Origin of the sequence: Azonexus sp. (genome assembly GCF_030824335.1) — a bacterium.
Taxonomy (GTDB): Bacteria; Pseudomonadota; Gammaproteobacteria; order Burkholderiales; family Rhodocyclaceae; genus Azonexus.
This window is the reverse complement of sequence record NZ_JAVBXX010000014.1, coordinates 1-16,384: the sequence shown is the minus strand read 5'-3', so window position 1 is coordinate 16,384 and position 16,384 is coordinate 1. Positions and strand designations below refer to the sequence as shown.

Here is a 16,384-nt window from a genome sequence, read left to right as displayed (position 1 = left end):
TTTCATGATTGAAGAGCGTCCCTCCGAGCCCGGCAAGAACAAGGCGATTGCCTTTACGCTGGCCGTGCATCTCGCGCTGATCGCGGCCCTGTTTTTTGGCGTGCAATGGAAGCGCAGTCAGCCCGAGGTGATGGAGGTTGAATTGTGGTCGGCCGTGCCGGTCCAGGCAACTCGCCTGCCACCGCCGCCACCGCCACCGCCCGAACCCCGGATTGAGCCAAAACCGGAGCCGAAACCCTTACCCAAGCCGCCGGAGCCGAAAGCCGAACCGCCAGCCAAAAAGCCGGACATTGCGGTCAAGGAAGAGAAAAAGAAGAAACCTGAGCCGCCCAAGCCTGAGCCAAAACCCGAACCCAAGCCGGAACCGAAGAAACCCGAACCGAAAAAAGTCGAGCCAGTAAAGCCGGAGCCAGCGAAACCGGTCGCCAAACCGCAGCCTGCTGTTGATCCATTCAAGGAAATGCTGGAACGGGAAACCCGTCAGCGTCAGTCCAGCGCCGAACAGAATCGCTTGGCGGCTTTGGCCGACAAGGAGCAGAAGGCATCGGCTGCGCGCCGTGGCTTGGAAAGTTACGCATCCAAAATACGCGGCAAGATACGTGGCAATATCGTTTTGCCGCCTGCTATCCAGGGCAATCCGGAAGCGATTTTCGAGATCAACCAACTGCCCAATGGCGAAGTCCTTTCCGTCAAGCTGAAACGTTCCAGCGGCAACCAGGCGCTTGATGAAGCAATCGAGCGCGCTATCCGCAAATCCTCTCCTTTGCCGAAGCCGGATGATCCGTCCCTGTTCGAGCGGGTGCTGGAAATCAGATACAAGCCGATTGAAGAGTAGAATCTCACCCAATTATTTGAAAATGAACACAATGTCCCGCAATATTTCGCGTATTTCCCGCCGCGTTTTCCTGTGTTTTGGCCTGTTGACCGCAGGAATGGCTCAGGCTCAGTTGTCCATTGAAATTACCGGTGCTGGCGCCAACCGTATTCCCGTCTCCATTGCCAATTTTGCCGGCGACGCCGCCTTGTCGCGTATCGTTGTGGGCACGGTGCGGGCTGACCTTGAGCGCAGCGGTTTGTTCAAGCTGATCGATCCGGGCAGCGTCGGGATGGACGAAAACTCACCGGTTGACCATGCCGACTGGAAAGGCCGCGGGGCAGATGCACTGGCCGCAGGCAGCGTGGTGCGTGGTGCAGATGGTCGCCTGGAGGCGCGTTTTCGCTTGTACGACACGCAAAAAGGCGTAGCGCTTGGCGGCATGGTTTTTGTGACCGACACCGCGCAATTGCGTCTGGCCGGCCATCGTATTGCCGATTTCATTTATGAAAAACTGACCGGTGAGCGTGGCGTTTTCTCGACCCGTATCGCTTATGTGGTCAAGTCGCGTGGCCAGTTCATGCTGCAAATTGCCGATGCGGATGGTCAGGGGGCGGCGACTGCGCTGACTTCGACCGAGCCGATCATCTCGCCGGTCTGGTCACCCGATGGCAGCAAGCTGGCTTATGTGTCGTTCGAAAAGAAGAAGCCGATGGTTTATGTCCATTCGCTTTCTTCCGGTCAACGCCATATCGTGGCCAATTTCAAGGGTTCCAATTCCGCCCCGGCTTGGGCGCCGGATGGTCGCAAACTGGCGGTCGTGCTGTCCAAGGATGGCAACTCGCAGTTGTACAGCGTCAATGTCGATGGCAGTGGCGTGCAACGCCTGGCGCAGTCGGCCGGGATCGATACCGAGCCGCGTTACTCAGCGGATGGTGCGCATATTTACTTCACATCGGATCGCGGCGGCAGTCCGCAGATCTATCGTATCGAGTCGAGCGGCGGTGCCGCTCAGCGCGTGACTTTTGAAGGCAGCTACAACGTCTCGCCGAGACCTTCGGCCGATGGCAAGAGTCTGGCCTTCATCAGCCGACGCGAAGGGCGTTTCCAACTGGCCGTGATGGACTTGTCCAGCCGCCAGGTGCAGGTGCTGACCGACTCGAACAAGGATGAATCGCCGAGCTTTGCACCAAACAGCCGGATGATCCTGATTGCTACGGAAGTGGGTGGGCGCGGTCTGTTGTCGGCTGTCTCCATTGATGGACGTATCAAGCAACGCCTTTCAATTGCCGCCGGAGATGTCCGGGAGCCGGCTTGGGGCCCTTTCCTGAAGTAAATCTCGTTGAATATTGTTGGAGCAAATAATGAAAAAACTGTTGATCCCCTCCCTGTTGGCTGCGTTGCTGGTTGGTTGCAGCACCACCCCATTGCCTGAAGATAGCACCGGTGCACCGGTCGAGAGCCGTACCGGCGGTACAGGTGTTGCCCCGGTCGTTGCCGGTGGTCTTGATGCCAGCGGCCTGCCGCGTGAGCTGACCGACAAGAACAGCCCGTTGTCCCAACGCAGCATCTATTTCGATCTCGACAAGTACGATGTGAAGAGCGAGTACCAGGGCGTTGTGGCCAACCATGCCAAGTACCTGGTGGCCAATCCGAGCTTCAAGGTGCTGATCCAGGGTAATACCGACGAGCGCGGCAGCCGTGAATACAATCTGTCGCTGGGCCAGAAGCGTGCCGATGCAGTCAAGCGTTCGCTGACCCTGCTGGGTGCCAAGGAAGCTCAAGTTGAGTCGGTCAGCCTGGGTGAAGAAAAGCCGAAAAACGCCGGTAGCGGTGAAGAAGCATGGTCGGAAAATCGTCGCGCCGACATCCTCTATCGCGCTCCTGACGGCCGCGGCGAGTTCTGATGATGCGCCGCCTCCCATTGGTTTGCCTGATTGCAGCGTTGGGCAGCAGCGTTGCCCACGCGGGTGTGTTTGATGACGACGAAGCGCGTCGCAAGATTGCCGATCTGCAAATCAAGACGGAGGCGCGCTTTGACCAGCAGGCTCGGGCCCAGCTTGAGCTGGCTGGTCAGATTCAGCGACAGCTCGAGGAAATTGCCCGCTTGCGCGGGCAACTCGAAACACTGACTTATGAAACTGAACAGGCAAAAAAGCGCCAGCAGGATTTCTACCTTGATCTGGACAGTCGTCTGCGCAAGCTGGAGCCGCAATTGAACGGCGATGCTGCGGTCGACCCGGGGAGTGAGGCAAAACCTGCGGCGGCTGATCCGGCCAAGGAAAGCCAGGCTTACGACGCGGCCCTCGATTTGTTCAAGGCACAAAAATACAAAGAATCCGCAGCGGCCTTTGCCGCTCTGGTTGAGCAATATCCGAACGGGACATTGGCGCCTAACGCCCAATACTGGTTAGGCAATGCCTGGTTTGCCCAGCGCAATTGCACCAAGGCCATCGAAGCCCAGACCATGGTGACGGCGCGTTATCCGAAGAGCGACAAGGCGCCTGATGCCTGGCTGTCGATTGCGACCTGTCAGCAGGAATTGGGTAATCAGGCAGCGGCGAAGAAGACGCTGCAAACCCTGATCGAAAAATATCCCGCTGCCCCAGCCGCCGAAAAGGCGCGCGATCGCCTGAAGAAGAAATAATTGGCACTACGCATCACTGAAATTTTTTACTCGCTGCAAGGCGAGGCATCGCGTGTCGGTTTGCCGACCGTGTTCGTCCGGCTGACCGGTTGCCCGTTGCGCTGTACCTGGTGCGATACGACTTACAGTTTTACCGGTGGCGAGGCGTCGACCGTGGCAGCCGTGCTGGCCGAAGTCGCCCGCTACCCGGCGCGCCAGGTCTGCGTGACCGGCGGCGAACCGCTGGCGCAAAAGGAATGTCTGCCGCTGCTCACCGCCTTGTGTGACGCCGGCTACGACGTGTCGCTGGAAACTTCAGGGGCACTCGACATTTCGCCGGTCGACCCTCGGGTGGCGCGAATCATGGACCTCAAGGCGCCGGATTCGGGTGAAAGCGGGAAAAACCTGTGGGCCAACCTGGCCGCGCTGAATCCGCGCGACGAAATCAAGATCGTCATTGCTTCGCGTGATGATTACGAATGGGCGCGCGAGGTGTTGCGTGCGCATCAACTCGATACGCGCTGTCCGGTCCTTTTCTCGCCGGCTCAAGGCCGTATCGAGCCTGCTGAACTGGCTGGCTGGATACTTGAGGACGGTTTGCCGGTGCGTTTCCAGTTACAGTTGCACAAGCTGCTTTGGGGTAACATGAAGGGCAAATAAGCCCGAGGAGCAGGTCATGACCCAGAATCGCCGGCAGTTTTCCCGTATCCACTTCCAAAGTCCAGCGCGACTGCTTTTGACGGATGGCGAGCATCTGGTCGATGTACTCGATCTCTCGCTGAAGGGGGCGCTGGTCCAGCCCCGTCAGTCGGTCATGGTGCCGATTGGCAGCAAGGCTGTGCTGGATGTCCGGCTGGATGACGGTGAGACCGATATCCGCATGGGCGTCACCGTCGTGCATCTTGAAGGCGGCGGCACTTATGGTCTGGCCTGCCACAATATCGATATCGACAGCGTGACCCATTTGCGTCGGCTGGTCGAACTCAATCTGGGCGATGAAACCCTGCTGGAACGGGAACTGGTACTGCTTTCCGGTGGCTGATTCGGCTGCTGTGTCAAATGCCCAGATAGCGATGCCAGATGCCATGATCGGCATCCAGCTCAACTGAACTGCCCTGCCAGACCACCTGCCCGCGCTCGATGATGGTGTGGCGGTCGGCCAGTTCGATCAGCTTTTCGACGTATTTGTCGACCACCAGCACGCTTTGTCCTTCGCCACGCAGGCGGGCCAGGCAGGCCCAGATTTCGTCGCGGATCAGCGGTGCCAGACCTTCGGTCGCTTCATCGAGAATCAGCAGCCTGGGATTGGTGACCAAAGCCCGGCCGATGGCCAGCATCTGCTGTTCGCCGCCGGATAGCTGGTTGCCGAGATTGCCCGAGCGTTCCTTGAGGCGCGGGAACAGCGAATAAACGCGGGCCGGCGTCCACGGTGTCGCAACGCCCCGCCGATTGGCGAAAAATGCCACCAGATGCTCGTCGACCGTCAGATTGGGAAAACACTGCCGGCCTTCCGGAACCAGCGCGATACCGGCCCGCCCGATCTTGTCCGGGCGCAGGCCATCAATGCGTTCACCGGCAAAGCGGATGCTGCCGCCCTTGAGCGGTTCGAGCCCGCACAGTGCGCGCAGCGTCGTCGTTTTGCCCATGCCGTTGCGCCCGAGCAGCGTGGCGGCCTCGCCTTCAGCCATCGTCAGATCGATACCGAACAATACCTGGCTCGGACCGTAGGCCACTTCGAGGCCGCTGATTTCGAGCAACTGGCTCACAGGTGATCCCCCAGATAGGCACGGCGTACGCCCGCGTCGTTCTTCACCGCGTCCGGCGTGCCGGTGCAGATCAACTGGCCGTTGACCAGCACCGAGATCCGGTCGGCCAGCCGGAACACCGCGTCCATGTCGTGCTCGACCAGCAAAATGGTGACGTGGCGGGCCAGGTGTTCGATCAGCTCGACCATGCGGGCCGACTCTTCCGGGCCGGTACCGGCCATCGGTTCGTCGAGCAGCAGCATTTTCGGCTGAGTGGCCAGCGCCATCGCCAGTTCAAGCGCCCGCTGTTCGCCGTGCGACAGATTGCCGGCGATGCTCTGCTGCTTGTCGCGCAGCCCGACTTGCTCCAGATAGCCGGCGGCGGCATCGAACAGCGCGTGTTCCGTGCGGACCGGCCGCCAGAAACGGAAGCTGCTGCCGGCATCCGGGCGGCCCTGGACGGCCAGCGCGACATTGTCGAGCGCCGACAGGCCGAGGAATACATTGGTGATTTGGTAGGAGCGCGCCATCCCGGCGCCGACCCGACGGTGCATCGACAGCTTGGTGACGTCGTGCCCGGCAAAGTGAATGCTGCCGCTGTCGGCTTGCAGGGCACCCGACACGTGATGAATGAAGGTGGTCTTGCCAGCGCCGTTCGGGCCAATCAGGGCGTGCACCTCGCCGGCCTCGACGCTGAAATTGACGTCCCTGAGCGCGTCGACCGCAGCAAAGCGCCTGGACAGGCCGCGCACATCGAGCAACGGCGCATTTTTGGCTGAATTCGTGGCTGCTGTCATGGCTGACTCCGATGCTTGTCGAACAGCGCCGCCACGCCCTTCGGGGCGAACAGCACGATGCCGATCAGCAGCAGGCCGAGCACGATATGCCAGTGCGCGAAGAAGCCAAGCAGGAATTCCTCGAGTAGCAGCAGGACCAGCGCGCCAACGACGCCGCCGTAAAGGTAGCCGACGCCGCCGATGATCACCATGACGAGCAGGGTGCCGGATTGCGTCCATTGCAGCAGCGCCGGGCTGGCCAGCCCGGTCAGGTTGGCGAGCAGCGCGCCGGCCAGTCCGGCAATGGCGCCGCCGAGCGCAAAACAGACCAGGCGATAGCGGAATACCGGATAGCCGAGCGCTTCCATGCGCGTTTCGTTTTCGCGGATGGCTTGTATGGTGCGGCCGAAACGGGCATCGGCCAGCCGCCCGAGCAGCAGCATGATTGCGGTCAACAAGCCAAGTGCGACATAAAACAGCACCTTGTCGTCGGTCAGGCTGAGGCCGGCAAACTGCATCCGTTCAGACAGCGGCAAACCGTCGTCACCGCCCCAGGCGCGGGCCGAGATGAACAGGTAATAGACCATCTGGGCGAAGGCCAGCGTGATCATGATGAAATACACGCCGCGCGTGCGCAGGCTGAGCGCCCCGACGAGCAGCGCAAACAGGCCGGCAACGCCCATGGCTAGCGGAAAGGCCAGCAAGCCTTCGACGATGCCGCCCTGCTGGCAGATCGCCGCGACATAAGCGCCAATGCCGAAGAATGCGGCGTGGCCGAGCGACACCATGCCGCCGAAACCGAGCACCAGATTGAGGCTGCTGGCGGCCAGCGCGAAGATCAGCACGCGGGTGGCGAAGCCGATGTAATAGCTCTGGTCGAAGATTTCCATCAAACCGGGCAGCGCCAGCAGCGCACACAACACGGTGAAGGCAAAGGGTTTCTGCCAGCGGGCGGGACGGTAGAAGGCCATGTCAGTCAGTCATTTCAGGCGCGTGCAGGGAACAGGCCTTGCGGCTTGAAGAACAGGATGGCGGCCATCAGCAGGTAGATCAGGATGGAGGCCAGCGCCGGCCCGAGGGTGGCTGCGGCATCGGCCGGCAGCAGCGCACGCAGCAACGTCGGCAAAAGTGCCCGGCCGAGTGTGTCGACCGTACCAACGATCAGCGCGCCGACCAGCGCGCCGCGAATCGAGCCGATACCGCCGATGATGATGACGACAAAAGCCAGAATCAGCACACTTTCGCCCATGCCGACCTGCACCGCCAGCAGCGGGCCGAGCAGGCCGCCGGCCAGCGCGCAGAGCGCTGCACCGAAGACGAACACGGCGGTGAACAAGCCGCGCACGTTGATGCCCAGCGCTTCGGTCATTTCACGATTCGACGCACCCGCGCGCACCCACATGCCGACCCGGCTCTTGGCCACGAGCAGGTAGAGCAGCCCGGCCACCGCCAAACCGAAGGCAATGATCACCAAGCGATAGGCCGGGTAGAAGAAGCCGGCAATTTCCACTGGCCCGGACAGCGCTTCCGGCGGATTCAGCATCAGCGGCGCCGGTCCCCAGATCAGGCGTACCGTTTCATTGGCGATCAGGATCAGCGCAAAGGTTGCCAGCACCTGCGACAGATGGTCGCGTCGGTACAGCTGGCGGAACAGCGTCAGTTCGAGCAGCAGCCCGAGCACGGCGGCGCCAGCAACCCCGGCACCGAGGCCGATCCAGAATGAATCGGCCGCCTGTGCTGCAGCGGCGACGAAATAGGCACCGACCATGTACAGCGAACCATGCGCCAGATTGATGCAGTCCATGATGCCAAAAACCAGCGTCAAGCCGGCGGCGAGCAGGAACAGCATCAGGCCGAACTGCAGGCCGTTGAGGGCCTGCTCCAGGAACAGCTGGGTCACTTCATCTTGCACTGACTCGCGTAGGCGTCAGCATGATTGGTGAAGATGGAACCCATGGTCTTGTTGGTGACGCGGCCCTGCGCATCCTTGGCGATCACGCGCAGGTAATAGTTCTGCACCGGGTAATGGTTGTGGTTGAACTTGAAGTCGCCCCGCACCGACTTGAAGCGCTTGGCTTCCAGTGCCTTCTGCAGTGCCTTCTTGTCGCTGACCTTGCCCTTCACGTCACGCACGGCGGCGTCCATCATCAGGGCTGCGTCATAGCCCTGCGAGGCGTACAGCGACGGCAGGCGCTTGTATTCCTTTTCGAATTCGGCGACGAAACGCTTGTTCTCGGCGTTGTCCATGTCTTGCGCCCAGTGTGACGAATTGAACATGCCCATCATCGGCGCGCCGACCGCCTTGATCACGTCCTCGTCGGCCGAGAAGCCCGGCGCGAACAGTTGCGTGTCACGCGACAGGCCGGCGGCAACGAACTGTTTGACGAAATTGATGCCCATGCCGCCCGGCAGGAAGAAGAACAGCGCATCCGGCTTGGTCGCACGGATTTGCGCCAGTTCGGCGGCGTAGTCGAGCTGGCCGAGCTTGGTGTAAATCTCGTCTGCAACCTGGCCCTTATAGTAGCGCTTGAAGCCGGATACGGCATCCTTGCCGCCCGGATAATTCGGCGTCACGATGACCACATTCTTGAAGCCCTTGTCCTGCACGTACTTGCCGACGGCTTCGTGCAGGTTGTCGTTCTGCCAGGCGACGTTGAAGAAGAAAGGGTTGCACTGCTCGCCGGCATATTGCGACGGGCCGGCATTGGCCGAGATGTAGAAGGTCTGGTTCTGGAAAACGGCCGGGCCGACGGCTAGCATGATGTTGGAGAAAACCACGCCGGTCATGAAGTCGACCTTGTCCTTCTTCAGGAATTTGTCGGTCGCCTGCTTGGCAATGTCCGGGCTTTGCTGGTCGTCGGCGATCAGCACTTCAGCCGGGAGGCCACCGAGCTTGCCGTTCAACTGCTTCATCGCCAAGTTGAAACCGTCGCGGATGTCGACACCAAGGCCGGCGCCGGGGCCGGACAGCGTGGAAACGAACCCCACCTTGATCGGGTCGGCGGCGTGGACAGAGCCAGCCAGCATCAGGGCGGCGGCAAGGGCAGTCAGGCGAGTCGGCATCGTGTTCTCCGTGGCATGGGGCGAAAGCGGCAAATTGTAGCGCAGGAACAAGCAGATACCGTCACGGTCGACGGGCAAATTCGGGTATATTCGCGCCCCATGAAAGAAAAAGCCGTAGTCCTCCTATCCGGCGGTCTGGACTCCGCCACCTGTCTGGCCATTGCGCGCAGCCAGGATTTCGACTGCTACTGCCTGTCCTTCGATTATGGACAGCGCCACCATGCTGAATTGCAGGCAGCGGACCGCGTCGTCAAGGCGCTGGGCGCCGTCATGCATCGCACGCTGAATCTCGGGTTGGCCCAGTTTGGCGGTTCGGCGCTGACCGATAGCAGCATTGCTGTGCCGGTCGACGGCGTACAGGCCGGCATTCCGGTGACTTACGTGCCGGCACGCAACACCATCATGCTGTCGCTGGCTCTGGCCTGGGCCGAAGTGCTGGGCAGCCGCGATATTTTCGTCGGCATCAATGCGGTCGACTACTCGGGCTATCCGGATTGCCGCCCGGAGTATCTCGCTGCGTTCGAGGCGATGGCCAATCTGGCAACGCGGGCCGGTGTCGAAGGCCAAAAATTGTCGATTCACGCGCCGCTGATCCATCTTTCCAAGGCCGAGATCATCCGTACCGGCACTGCGCTGGGGGTCGATTACGGGCTGACCGTTTCCTGCTATCAGGCCGACGAACTGGGTCGTGCCTGCGCTGTTTGCGATTCCTGTCGTTTGCGTGCTGAAGGCTTTGCCGCTGCCGGCGTTCCCGATCCCACTTCTTACCGTAGCTGACCGCCCATGGATGTCGACGTCTCCCCCAATACCGTTCTCTGGCTGACTTTCGCCATTGCCTTCGTTTTTGGCGTGATCGGCCAGAAAACCCATTTCTGCACGATGGGTGCCGTTTCCGACATCCTCAACATGGAAGACTGGAGTCGCATGCGGATGTGGCTGCTGGCTATGGGGATTGCCATTCTCGGTGCCGGCGGGCTCGATGCCGCCGGCCTGATCGATCTCGACAAGTCGATTTACCGGACGCCGAACTTTACGTGGCTGTCTTACATTGTTGGCGGTTTGTCTTTTGGTGTCGGCATGGTGCTCGCTTCCGGCTGCGGCTCGAAGACGCTGATCCGCATCGGCAGCGGCAACCTGAAATCGCTGGTTGTCTTCCTGGTGCTCGGGCTGTTTGCCTACATGACCATGCGTGGCGTATTCGGTGCTTTCCGGGTCAATGTGGTCGATAAAATTGCGGTCGACATGCCAAATGGCCAAGATATTCCGGCCCTGCTGGCCGGTTTTGGCATGTCCGCTGAAACTGCCGCGTTGGTCGCAGTTTTAGCCATCGGTGGCGGGTTGACCGCATTTTGTCTGGCCAGGAAGGATTTCTGGACCCTCGATAACCTGCTCGGCGGGCTGGGTACTGGTCTGATGGTCGTGCTGGCCTGGTATGTCAGCGGTCATCTGGGTTACGTTGCCGAGCACCCGGACACGCTGGAGGAGGCTTTCCTGGCGACCAACAGCGGACGCATGGAATCGCTGACTTTCGTCGCGCCGGTCGCTTATACACTGGAACTCTTCATGTTGTGGTCGGACACCAGCCGGGTCGTCACGGTGGCCATTGCCGCCGTGTTCGGGGTGATTGCCGGTTCGCTGGTCTGGTCGTTGTTCACCCGGAGTTTTCGCTGGGAAGGTTTTGCCAATGTCGAAGATACGGCTTCCCATCTGATCGGCGCAGCACTGATGGGGTTTGGCGGCGTGATGGCGATGGGCTGTACTGTCGGTCAGGGTATTACCGGTATTTCGACCTTGGCGCTGGGTTCCTTTGTTACGTTCGCCGCCATCATTGCTGGCTCTGTGGTGGCGCTTAAAGTTCAGTACTGGCGGGTGATGCGCGCTTAAGCGCAACCGGCCGAAGAAAGCTTGTTCAATGCGAGTTCTGTTAGCCGAAGACGATCCACAGGTAGCGGCCGGTATCATGGCTGGGCTGCGCAAGGCGGCCTTTGCGGTCGATTGGGCGAAGGATGGTATGGAGGCTGAGAGCGCCCTGCAGGTCGAAGAATACGGCTTGCTGGTTCTAGACCTCGGCTTGCCAAAAATGAGCGGGCAGGAACTGCTGACGCGTTTGCGCGATGCCGACAATCGCCTGCCCATCCTTGTCGTCACGGCGCGCGCGGGCCTCGATGATCGGGTTCAGGGCCTGAACAGCGGGGCCGACGATTACCTGGTCAAACCCTTCGATCTGGAAGAACTGATTGCCCGCGTGTTTGCGTTGATCCGCCGGTTTCAGGGGCGCGCCAACAGCGAGTTGCGGATTGGCGCCCTGCAGGTCCAGCCACGAACGCGCACGGTCATGCTGCGCGGCAAGGATGTCGCGCTTTCCGACCGCGAGTTTCGCCTGTTGCTGGCACTGGTTGAAAAGCCCGGTGCCGTGCTCAGCATCGAGCAACTGGAAGACCGCCTGTATGCCTGGGGCGAGGAAATCGCCAGTAATACCATCGAAGTACAACTGCATCGCTTGCGCCGTAAACTCGGCAAGGAGTGGGTACGCAACGTGCGCGGTGTCGGTTTCAAGATCGTCGACCCTGATTGAACTCCATCCGGAAATGGCTGGCTATCTGGCAGATCAGCGCCTTGCTGTTGACGGCGCTGCTGGTCACCCTGCTGACCTACCACTTGGCTTGGGACGGTTTCAACCGCATTCGTGATTACTCGCTGGAGCAGATCGCCTGGGCCGTCGTCCGGCATCAGGGAGATCATCCGGCCGTTCTGGCGCAACCCGTTGAAGCCGACCGCTTTCTCAGTCAGGTCTGGGATCGTGATGGCAAGCTGGTTTTCGCCTCATTCCCGGATTCCGTGATGCCGCGACAAAAACCGGGTCTGACCACCCTTCTCTGGCAAGGGGAAGAGTGGCATGTGATGGTCCTTGAAGACCGGGGGGCAATCGTTCAGGTAGCCAACAGCACGGCCAGTCGAACCCGCATGTTCAATAGTCTGGGCCCGTGGCTGATGCTGCCCTTCGTGTTGATGATCTTTGTTCTGGGCGGGCTCATCGTCATGGCGATCAACCGGGCGCTGCAGCCTTTGTTGCTGTTGCGTAGGGAAATCAGCCAGCGCAGTTCGGAAAATCTGAGCGAGTTGCCCAAACAGGGCTATCCAGAAGAGTTGATGCCTATCGTCGGGGCGCTCAACGAATTGCTCACCCGCCTGGGCAGTGCATTCGCCGCGCAGCAACGCTTTATCGCCGATGCCGCGCATGAGTTGCGCACACCGTTGACTGCCGTTCGCCTGCACGCCCAAATCGCACTGGGTGAAACTGACCGGCAAGTGCGCGACGAAGCGCTGCGCCAGATGTTGACCGGCGTTGAGCGAGCGACCCGTCAGGTGGATCAGTTGTTGAACCTGGCGCGTTTTGATCCCTTGTTCGGGGCGACTCGGCAATATCTTGCGGTCGACCTGCTGGAATTGGCAAAAAGTGTGGTCATCGAACATTCGGTACTGGCCGATTCAAACGATGTCGATCTCGGTCTGGGACCCTCCATGCAAGTCATGACACCGGGTGATCCTGACGCTTTGCGCGCCATGCTGGGCAATCTGGTGCACAACGCCATTCGCTACGCCGGTCCGGGGCACCGGGTCGATGTCTGCATCGGTGCCGAGAATGGGCAGGTGTTCTGCACGGTGATTGATGATGGCCCCGGCATTCCCGAGGCAGCCCGTGCCACCGTGTTGAGCCCCTTCTGCCGCTTGGCTGGCGCGGAAACGCCAGGGACCGGACTGGGGTTAGCCATCGTGCAGGAAGTCGTTTTTCAGCACGCCGGCACGCTTGAAATGAGCGACAGCCCAGGGGGCGGATTGACCGTTCATGTGCGCTTGCCACGCACTGATACACCTTACACGTCTTAAGTCTGTTGTAAGCCCGACTCGGCCAAGATGCGCCACGTTGCACCTAAATCAACAGTTACAAAAAATGTGAGGAGGTTTTCCATGGCTATGGATGTCACAGCCCAGATACGGGCAAATCCAAAGTATCACCAGCTGCGCAGTACGCGAAATGCGTACGGTTGGGTCATGACCGCGCTGATGTTGATCGTTTACTACGGCTATATCGCGCTGATCGCTTTCAACAAGGCATTCCTGTCAGCACCGCTCGGTCCCAATGGCGTCATGACGGTCGGTATTCCCATTGGTGTCGGTGTCATTCTGTTCACCATCATCATCACCGGTATTTACGTTCGTCGTGCCAATACCGAGTTCGATGCACTCAAACAACAACTGATCGAGGAGTGCAAATAATGGCGCAATGGATCAAGCAACTGGCAGGCGCCCTCGCGCTGCTGGCCATGGCGGGCGCTGCCGTCGCGGCCGGGGCCGATCTCGGCCAGGCCGAGAAGCAGGCAACCAACTGGACCGCCATCATCATGTTCGGCGCATTCGTTGCCGGCACGCTCTACATCACCAAGTGGGCAGCAGCCAAGACCAAGTCGGCGGCTGACTTCTATACGGGCGGTGGCGGTATCACCGGCTTCCAGAACGGTCTGGCAATCGCTGGCGACTACATGTCGGCTGCTTCCTTCCTCGGTATTTCCGCCGCGGTGATGGCCAATGGCTATGATGGCCTGATCTACTCGATCGGCTTCCTCGTCGGCTGGCCGATCATCACCTTCCTGATGGCAGAACGTCTGCGCAACCTGGGCAAATTCACCTTTGCCGACGTGGCCGGTTACCGTTTCGCCCAGACCCCGATCCGCGCTTTCGCTGCAACCTCCACCCTGATCGTCGTGGCTTTCTACCTGATCGCCCAGATGGTTGGTGCCGGTCAGCTGATCAAGCTGCTGTTCGGTCTGGAATACTGGATGGCTGTGGTCATCGTCGGTTCGCTGATGATGATTTACGTGCTGTTCGGCGGTATGACCGCAACGACCTGGGTGCAGATCATCAAGGCCTGCCTGTTGCTTGCCGGCGCTTCCTTCATGGCTTTCATGGTGCTGCTGCACTTCGGTTTCAGCCCGGAAGCGATGTTCGCCGAAGCAGTCAAGATCAAGACGGCCCTGGCTGCTACCGCACTGACCGCTGAAGCTGTCAAGGCCGGTGCTGATGCGGCAACGGTTGACGTCGCTGCCGCTGCTGCCGTCAAGGGTCTGTCCATCATGGGCCCAGGCTCCTTCGTCAAGGATCCGATCTCTGCCATCTCCTTCGGTATGGCCCTGATGTTCGGTACCGCTGGTCTGCCGCACATCCTGATGCGCTTCTTCACCGTGCCGGATGCCAAGGAAGCCCGCAAGTCCGTTTTCTGGGCAACCACCTGGATCGGTTACTTCTACATCCTGACCTTCATCATCGGTTTCGGCGCCATCACCTTCGTGCTGACCAATCCGCAGTTCCTGGACGCCAAGGGCGGCCTGCTCGGCGGCGGCAACATGGCGGCTATCCACCTGGCCAATGCAGTTGGCGGCAACGTCTTCCTCGGCTTCATCTCCGCGGTTGCCTTCGCCACCATTCTGGCTGTGGTTGCCGGTCTGACCCTGTCCGGTGCTTCTGCTGTTTCCCATGACTTGTACGCAACCGTGTTCAAGAAGGGCAACGCTGATTCGGCTGCCGAACTGCGCGTTTCCCGTATCACCACCCTGTGTCTGGGTGTGGTGGCTGTGGTTCTGGGTATCGCCTTCGAAAAGCAGAATATCGCCTTCATGGTTTCCCTGGCTTTCGCCATCGCCGCTTCTGCTAACTTCCCGGTGCTCTTCATGGCCGTGTTGTGGAAGGATTGCACGACGCGTGGTGCGGTTATCGGTGGCTTCCTCGGCCTGATCTCCTCGGTTGGCCTGACTGTGGTTTCCCCGTCCATCTGGGAAGCCGTGCTGGGTAACGCCAAGGGTTCTGCCCTGTTCCCATACACCTCGCCTTGCCTGTTCTCGATGACCATCGCTTTTGTCGGTATCTGGCTGTTCTCGATTCTCGACAACAGCGCCCAGGCCAAGAAAGAGCGTGCAGCCTACGAAGATCAGGAAGTTCGTTCGGAAACCGGTATCGGTGCTTCTGGCGCCAGCGGTCACTAAAAAGAGACTTCATGTCTGTGAAAGCCAGCCTTCGGGCTGGCTTTTTTTATTTGGGTCTAACTAAAGTTATAGGTGACTTTTCAGGTGGCGATATAAGATTTGAAAAAAATGCCATTGCATCGAGCTTTCCGGGAGGCAGGTTCACGTTGTGGTGCATGGCGCCCTTGCTTCTGTTTTTTTCCGGGGGGTCGTATTGTGCTGAGTGGACTGAAAATTGGTACCCGATTGGGTGCGCTGTTGCTGTTGATTCTGGCATTGCTGACGGTCAATACCTTTACTGCCTTGAAGGGGCTTGGTGAGTTACGGACTGACCTGCAAATCACCAATGACGACAAGTTGAAACCGGTGCGTTTGTCGGGCCGTATTCAGCGTTTGTTGATGAACACGCAGGTACAGTCGCTGCTTGCACTGCAGCACGATCCAAAATCCGAGTTTTCCCGCCTGCATGATCACCCGGTCAATATGCATACGGAAAACATACGCAAGGACGCTGCTGCCTTGCAGGTGGCAATGGCGGAAATCCGCAACCGGCCAAGTATTGTTGCCAAAGAACAAGGCATGCTCAGCGATCTTGAGAAGGCGATCAGCACCTATCTGAAGGATGGCTTGGAGCCGACCCTGAAGTTGCTGGATACGGGCGAGTACGGCGAAGCCAATGTGCTCCTGCTGCAGCAAATGAATCCGAAGGCCAGAGCTTTCCAGGAAAGCATCGGCAAGTTGCGCGATTACTACAACAGCAGTTCGGAAGCTTTGTACAAGATTGCTGAAGAACACGCTGCTGATGCCCGCTTTTTGTCACTGACGCTGGGTGGCTTGGCGCTTGTGCTGGCCATCGTGCTAGGTTTCCTGATCATTCGCAGCATTACCAAGCCGGTGGGCGAAGTGGCAGATGCTGCCCGCAAGATGGCAGAAGGGGATTTCAGCTTCAAGCTGGAAAGCAGCGCCAAGGACGAAGTCGGCGAAGTGGTTCGTGCCGTGGCCTCTGTCCAAGGCGCCGTTCAGGCGATGACGGCCGATGCCAACCTGCTGGCGCAGGCGGCGGTGGATGGCAAGCTGGCGACGCGTGCCGATGCCAGCAAGCACAAGGGCGATTTCCAGAAGATTGTCAGCGGGGTAAACAACACCCTTGACGCCGTGATTGGCCCGTTGAATGTGGCTGCAAACTACGTCGACCGGATTTCCAAGGGCGACATCCCGGCACGCATCACCGACACCTACAACGGTGACTTCAACACGATCAAGAACAACCTGAACACCTGTATCGACGCGGTGAACAAGCTGGTGGCCGATGCCAATATGCTGTCGGTGGCGGCGGTCGAAGG

General features: G+C 59.7%; 18 protein-coding genes. 13 read left to right on the top strand and 5 right to left on the bottom strand.

The genetic code is table 11. The annotated features are described in order from the left end of the window. Nucleotides 1–4: 4 nt before the first annotated feature. Genes tolA through RCI20_RS10080 form a run of 6 tightly spaced genes read left to right on the top strand, consistent with a single transcriptional unit; the run spans nucleotide 5 to nucleotide 4,482 of the window. A complete protein-coding gene (tolA, locus tag RCI20_RS10105) occupies nucleotides 5–835 on the top strand; it encodes a cell envelope integrity protein TolA (protein WP_306605069.1) in 831 nt (276 codons plus the stop codon). 31 nt (nucleotides 836–866) lie between these two features. Further along, nucleotides 867–2,150, top strand: a complete 1,284-nt coding sequence (gene tolB / locus RCI20_RS10100; RefSeq protein WP_306605067.1) for a Tol-Pal system beta propeller repeat protein TolB — start codon at nucleotides 867–869, stop codon at nucleotides 2,148–2,150. A gap of 28 nt (nucleotides 2,151–2,178) precedes the next feature. Further along, nucleotides 2,179–2,721 (top strand): peptidoglycan-associated lipoprotein Pal, encoded by a 543-nt coding sequence (gene pal, locus RCI20_RS10095; protein WP_306605065.1) that lies wholly within the window; start codon nucleotides 2,179–2,181, stop codon nucleotides 2,719–2,721. Further along, the gene (ybgF, locus tag RCI20_RS10090; RefSeq protein WP_306605063.1) at nucleotides 2,721–3,461 is read left to right on the top strand and encodes a tol-pal system protein YbgF; all 741 of its coding nucleotides are present in this window, start codon (nucleotides 2,721–2,723) and stop codon (nucleotides 3,459–3,461) included. The genes pal and ybgF overlap by 1 nt, the downstream gene beginning before the upstream one ends. Then, nucleotides 3,462–4,100, top strand: a complete 639-nt coding sequence (gene queE / locus RCI20_RS10085; protein ID WP_306605061.1) for a 7-carboxy-7-deazaguanine synthase QueE — start codon at nucleotides 3,462–3,464, stop codon at nucleotides 4,098–4,100. It begins immediately after the preceding gene. A 16-nt stretch (nucleotides 4,101–4,116) separates the two neighbouring features. Next, complete coding sequence (locus RCI20_RS10080) at nucleotides 4,117–4,482, top strand: PilZ domain-containing protein (RefSeq protein WP_306605059.1); 366 nt, start codon at nucleotides 4,117–4,119, stop codon at nucleotides 4,480–4,482. Nucleotides 4,483–4,495: 13 nt separating this feature from the next. On the opposite strand, the gene RCI20_RS10075 is transcribed toward RCI20_RS10080, so the two are convergent. Genes RCI20_RS10075 through RCI20_RS10055 form a run of 5 tightly spaced genes read right to left on the bottom strand, consistent with a single transcriptional unit; the run spans nucleotide 4,496 to nucleotide 9,024 of the window. Continuing rightward, nucleotides 4,496–5,206, bottom strand: a complete 711-nt coding sequence (locus tag RCI20_RS10075) for an ABC transporter ATP-binding protein (RefSeq protein WP_306605057.1) — start codon at nucleotides 5,204–5,206, stop codon at nucleotides 4,496–4,498. After that, the gene (locus RCI20_RS10070; RefSeq protein WP_306605055.1) at nucleotides 5,203–5,982 is read right to left on the bottom strand and encodes an ABC transporter ATP-binding protein; all 780 of its coding nucleotides are present in this window, start codon (nucleotides 5,980–5,982) and stop codon (nucleotides 5,203–5,205) included. The genes RCI20_RS10075 and RCI20_RS10070 overlap by 4 nt, the downstream gene beginning before the upstream one ends. Then, nucleotides 5,979–6,932, bottom strand: coding sequence for a branched-chain amino acid ABC transporter permease (locus RCI20_RS10065; RefSeq protein WP_306605053.1), 954 nt, complete (start codon nucleotides 6,930–6,932; stop codon nucleotides 5,979–5,981). The genes RCI20_RS10070 and RCI20_RS10065 overlap by 4 nt, the downstream gene beginning before the upstream one ends. A 14-nt stretch (nucleotides 6,933–6,946) precedes the next feature. Next, complete coding sequence (locus tag RCI20_RS10060) at nucleotides 6,947–7,861, bottom strand: branched-chain amino acid ABC transporter permease (RefSeq protein WP_306605051.1); 915 nt, start codon at nucleotides 7,859–7,861, stop codon at nucleotides 6,947–6,949. Then, nucleotides 7,858–9,024: an ABC transporter substrate-binding protein gene (locus tag RCI20_RS10055; RefSeq protein ID WP_306605049.1), complete on the bottom strand. Its 1,167-nt coding sequence runs from the start codon at nucleotides 9,022–9,024 to the stop codon at nucleotides 7,858–7,860. The genes RCI20_RS10060 and RCI20_RS10055 overlap by 4 nt, the downstream gene beginning before the upstream one ends. A 99-nt stretch (nucleotides 9,025–9,123) precedes the next feature. Between RCI20_RS10055 and queC the strand changes: the two genes are divergently transcribed. The 7 genes from queC to RCI20_RS10020 form a co-directional block, all read left to right on the top strand. Then, nucleotides 9,124–9,801, top strand: a complete 678-nt coding sequence (gene queC, locus RCI20_RS10050; protein WP_306605048.1) for a 7-cyano-7-deazaguanine synthase QueC — start codon at nucleotides 9,124–9,126, stop codon at nucleotides 9,799–9,801. Between the two features lie 6 nt (nucleotides 9,802–9,807). Next, entirely contained in the window at nucleotides 9,808–10,908 is a 1,101-nt protein-coding gene (locus tag RCI20_RS10045) for a YeeE/YedE family protein (RefSeq protein WP_306605046.1), read from the top strand. 28 nt (nucleotides 10,909–10,936) lie between these two features. Further along, entirely contained in the window at nucleotides 10,937–11,599 is a 663-nt protein-coding gene (locus RCI20_RS10040; protein ID WP_306605044.1) for a response regulator, read from the top strand. Further along, nucleotides 11,596–12,912 carry an ATP-binding protein gene (locus RCI20_RS10035; RefSeq protein WP_306605041.1) on the top strand — a complete coding sequence of 439 codons (1,317 nt, stop codon included), beginning with the start codon at nucleotides 11,596–11,598 and terminating at the stop codon, nucleotides 12,910–12,912. Before RCI20_RS10040 ends, RCI20_RS10035 begins: the two co-directional genes overlap by 4 nt. 81 nt (nucleotides 12,913–12,993) lie before the next feature. Next, entirely contained in the window at nucleotides 12,994–13,302 is a 309-nt protein-coding gene (locus tag RCI20_RS10030) for a DUF485 domain-containing protein (RefSeq protein ID WP_306605040.1), read from the top strand. Further along, entirely contained in the window at nucleotides 13,302–15,062 is a 1,761-nt protein-coding gene (locus tag RCI20_RS10025; protein WP_306605038.1) for a cation acetate symporter, read from the top strand. Before RCI20_RS10030 ends, RCI20_RS10025 begins: the two co-directional genes overlap by 1 nt. Before the next feature lie 195 nt (nucleotides 15,063–15,257). After that, a partial coding sequence (locus tag RCI20_RS10020; RefSeq protein WP_306605036.1) for a HAMP domain-containing protein occupies nucleotides 15,258–16,384 on the top strand: 1,127 nt, incomplete at its 3' end.

Coding starts and splice junctions, on each gene's coding strand:
- tolA (WP_306605069.1), top strand. CDS start 5: ATGATTGAAGAGCGTCCCTCCGAGCCCGGCAAGAACAAGGCGATTGCC.
- tolB (WP_306605067.1), top strand. CDS start 867: ATGTCCCGCAATATTTCGCGTATTTCCCGCCGCGTTTTCCTGTGTTTT.
- pal (WP_306605065.1), top strand. CDS start 2,179: ATGAAAAAACTGTTGATCCCCTCCCTGTTGGCTGCGTTGCTGGTTGGT.
- ybgF (WP_306605063.1), top strand. CDS start 2,721: ATGATGCGCCGCCTCCCATTGGTTTGCCTGATTGCAGCGTTGGGCAGC.
- RCI20_RS10080 (WP_306605059.1), top strand. CDS start 4,117: ATGACCCAGAATCGCCGGCAGTTTTCCCGTATCCACTTCCAAAGTCCA.
- RCI20_RS10070 (WP_306605055.1), bottom strand. CDS start 5,982: ATGACAGCAGCCACGAATTCAGCCAAAAATGCGCCGTTGCTCGATGTG.
- RCI20_RS10065 (WP_306605053.1), bottom strand. CDS start 6,932: ATGGCCTTCTACCGTCCCGCCCGCTGGCAGAAACCCTTTGCCTTCACC.
- RCI20_RS10055 (WP_306605049.1), bottom strand. CDS start 9,024: ATGCCGACTCGCCTGACTGCCCTTGCCGCCGCCCTGATGCTGGCTGGC.
- queC (WP_306605048.1), top strand. CDS start 9,124: ATGAAAGAAAAAGCCGTAGTCCTCCTATCCGGCGGTCTGGACTCCGCC.
- RCI20_RS10045 (WP_306605046.1), top strand. CDS start 9,808: ATGGATGTCGACGTCTCCCCCAATACCGTTCTCTGGCTGACTTTCGCC.
- RCI20_RS10040 (WP_306605044.1), top strand. CDS start 10,937: ATGCGAGTTCTGTTAGCCGAAGACGATCCACAGGTAGCGGCCGGTATC.
- RCI20_RS10030 (WP_306605040.1), top strand. CDS start 12,994: ATGGCTATGGATGTCACAGCCCAGATACGGGCAAATCCAAAGTATCAC.
- RCI20_RS10025 (WP_306605038.1), top strand. CDS start 13,302: ATGGCGCAATGGATCAAGCAACTGGCAGGCGCCCTCGCGCTGCTGGCC.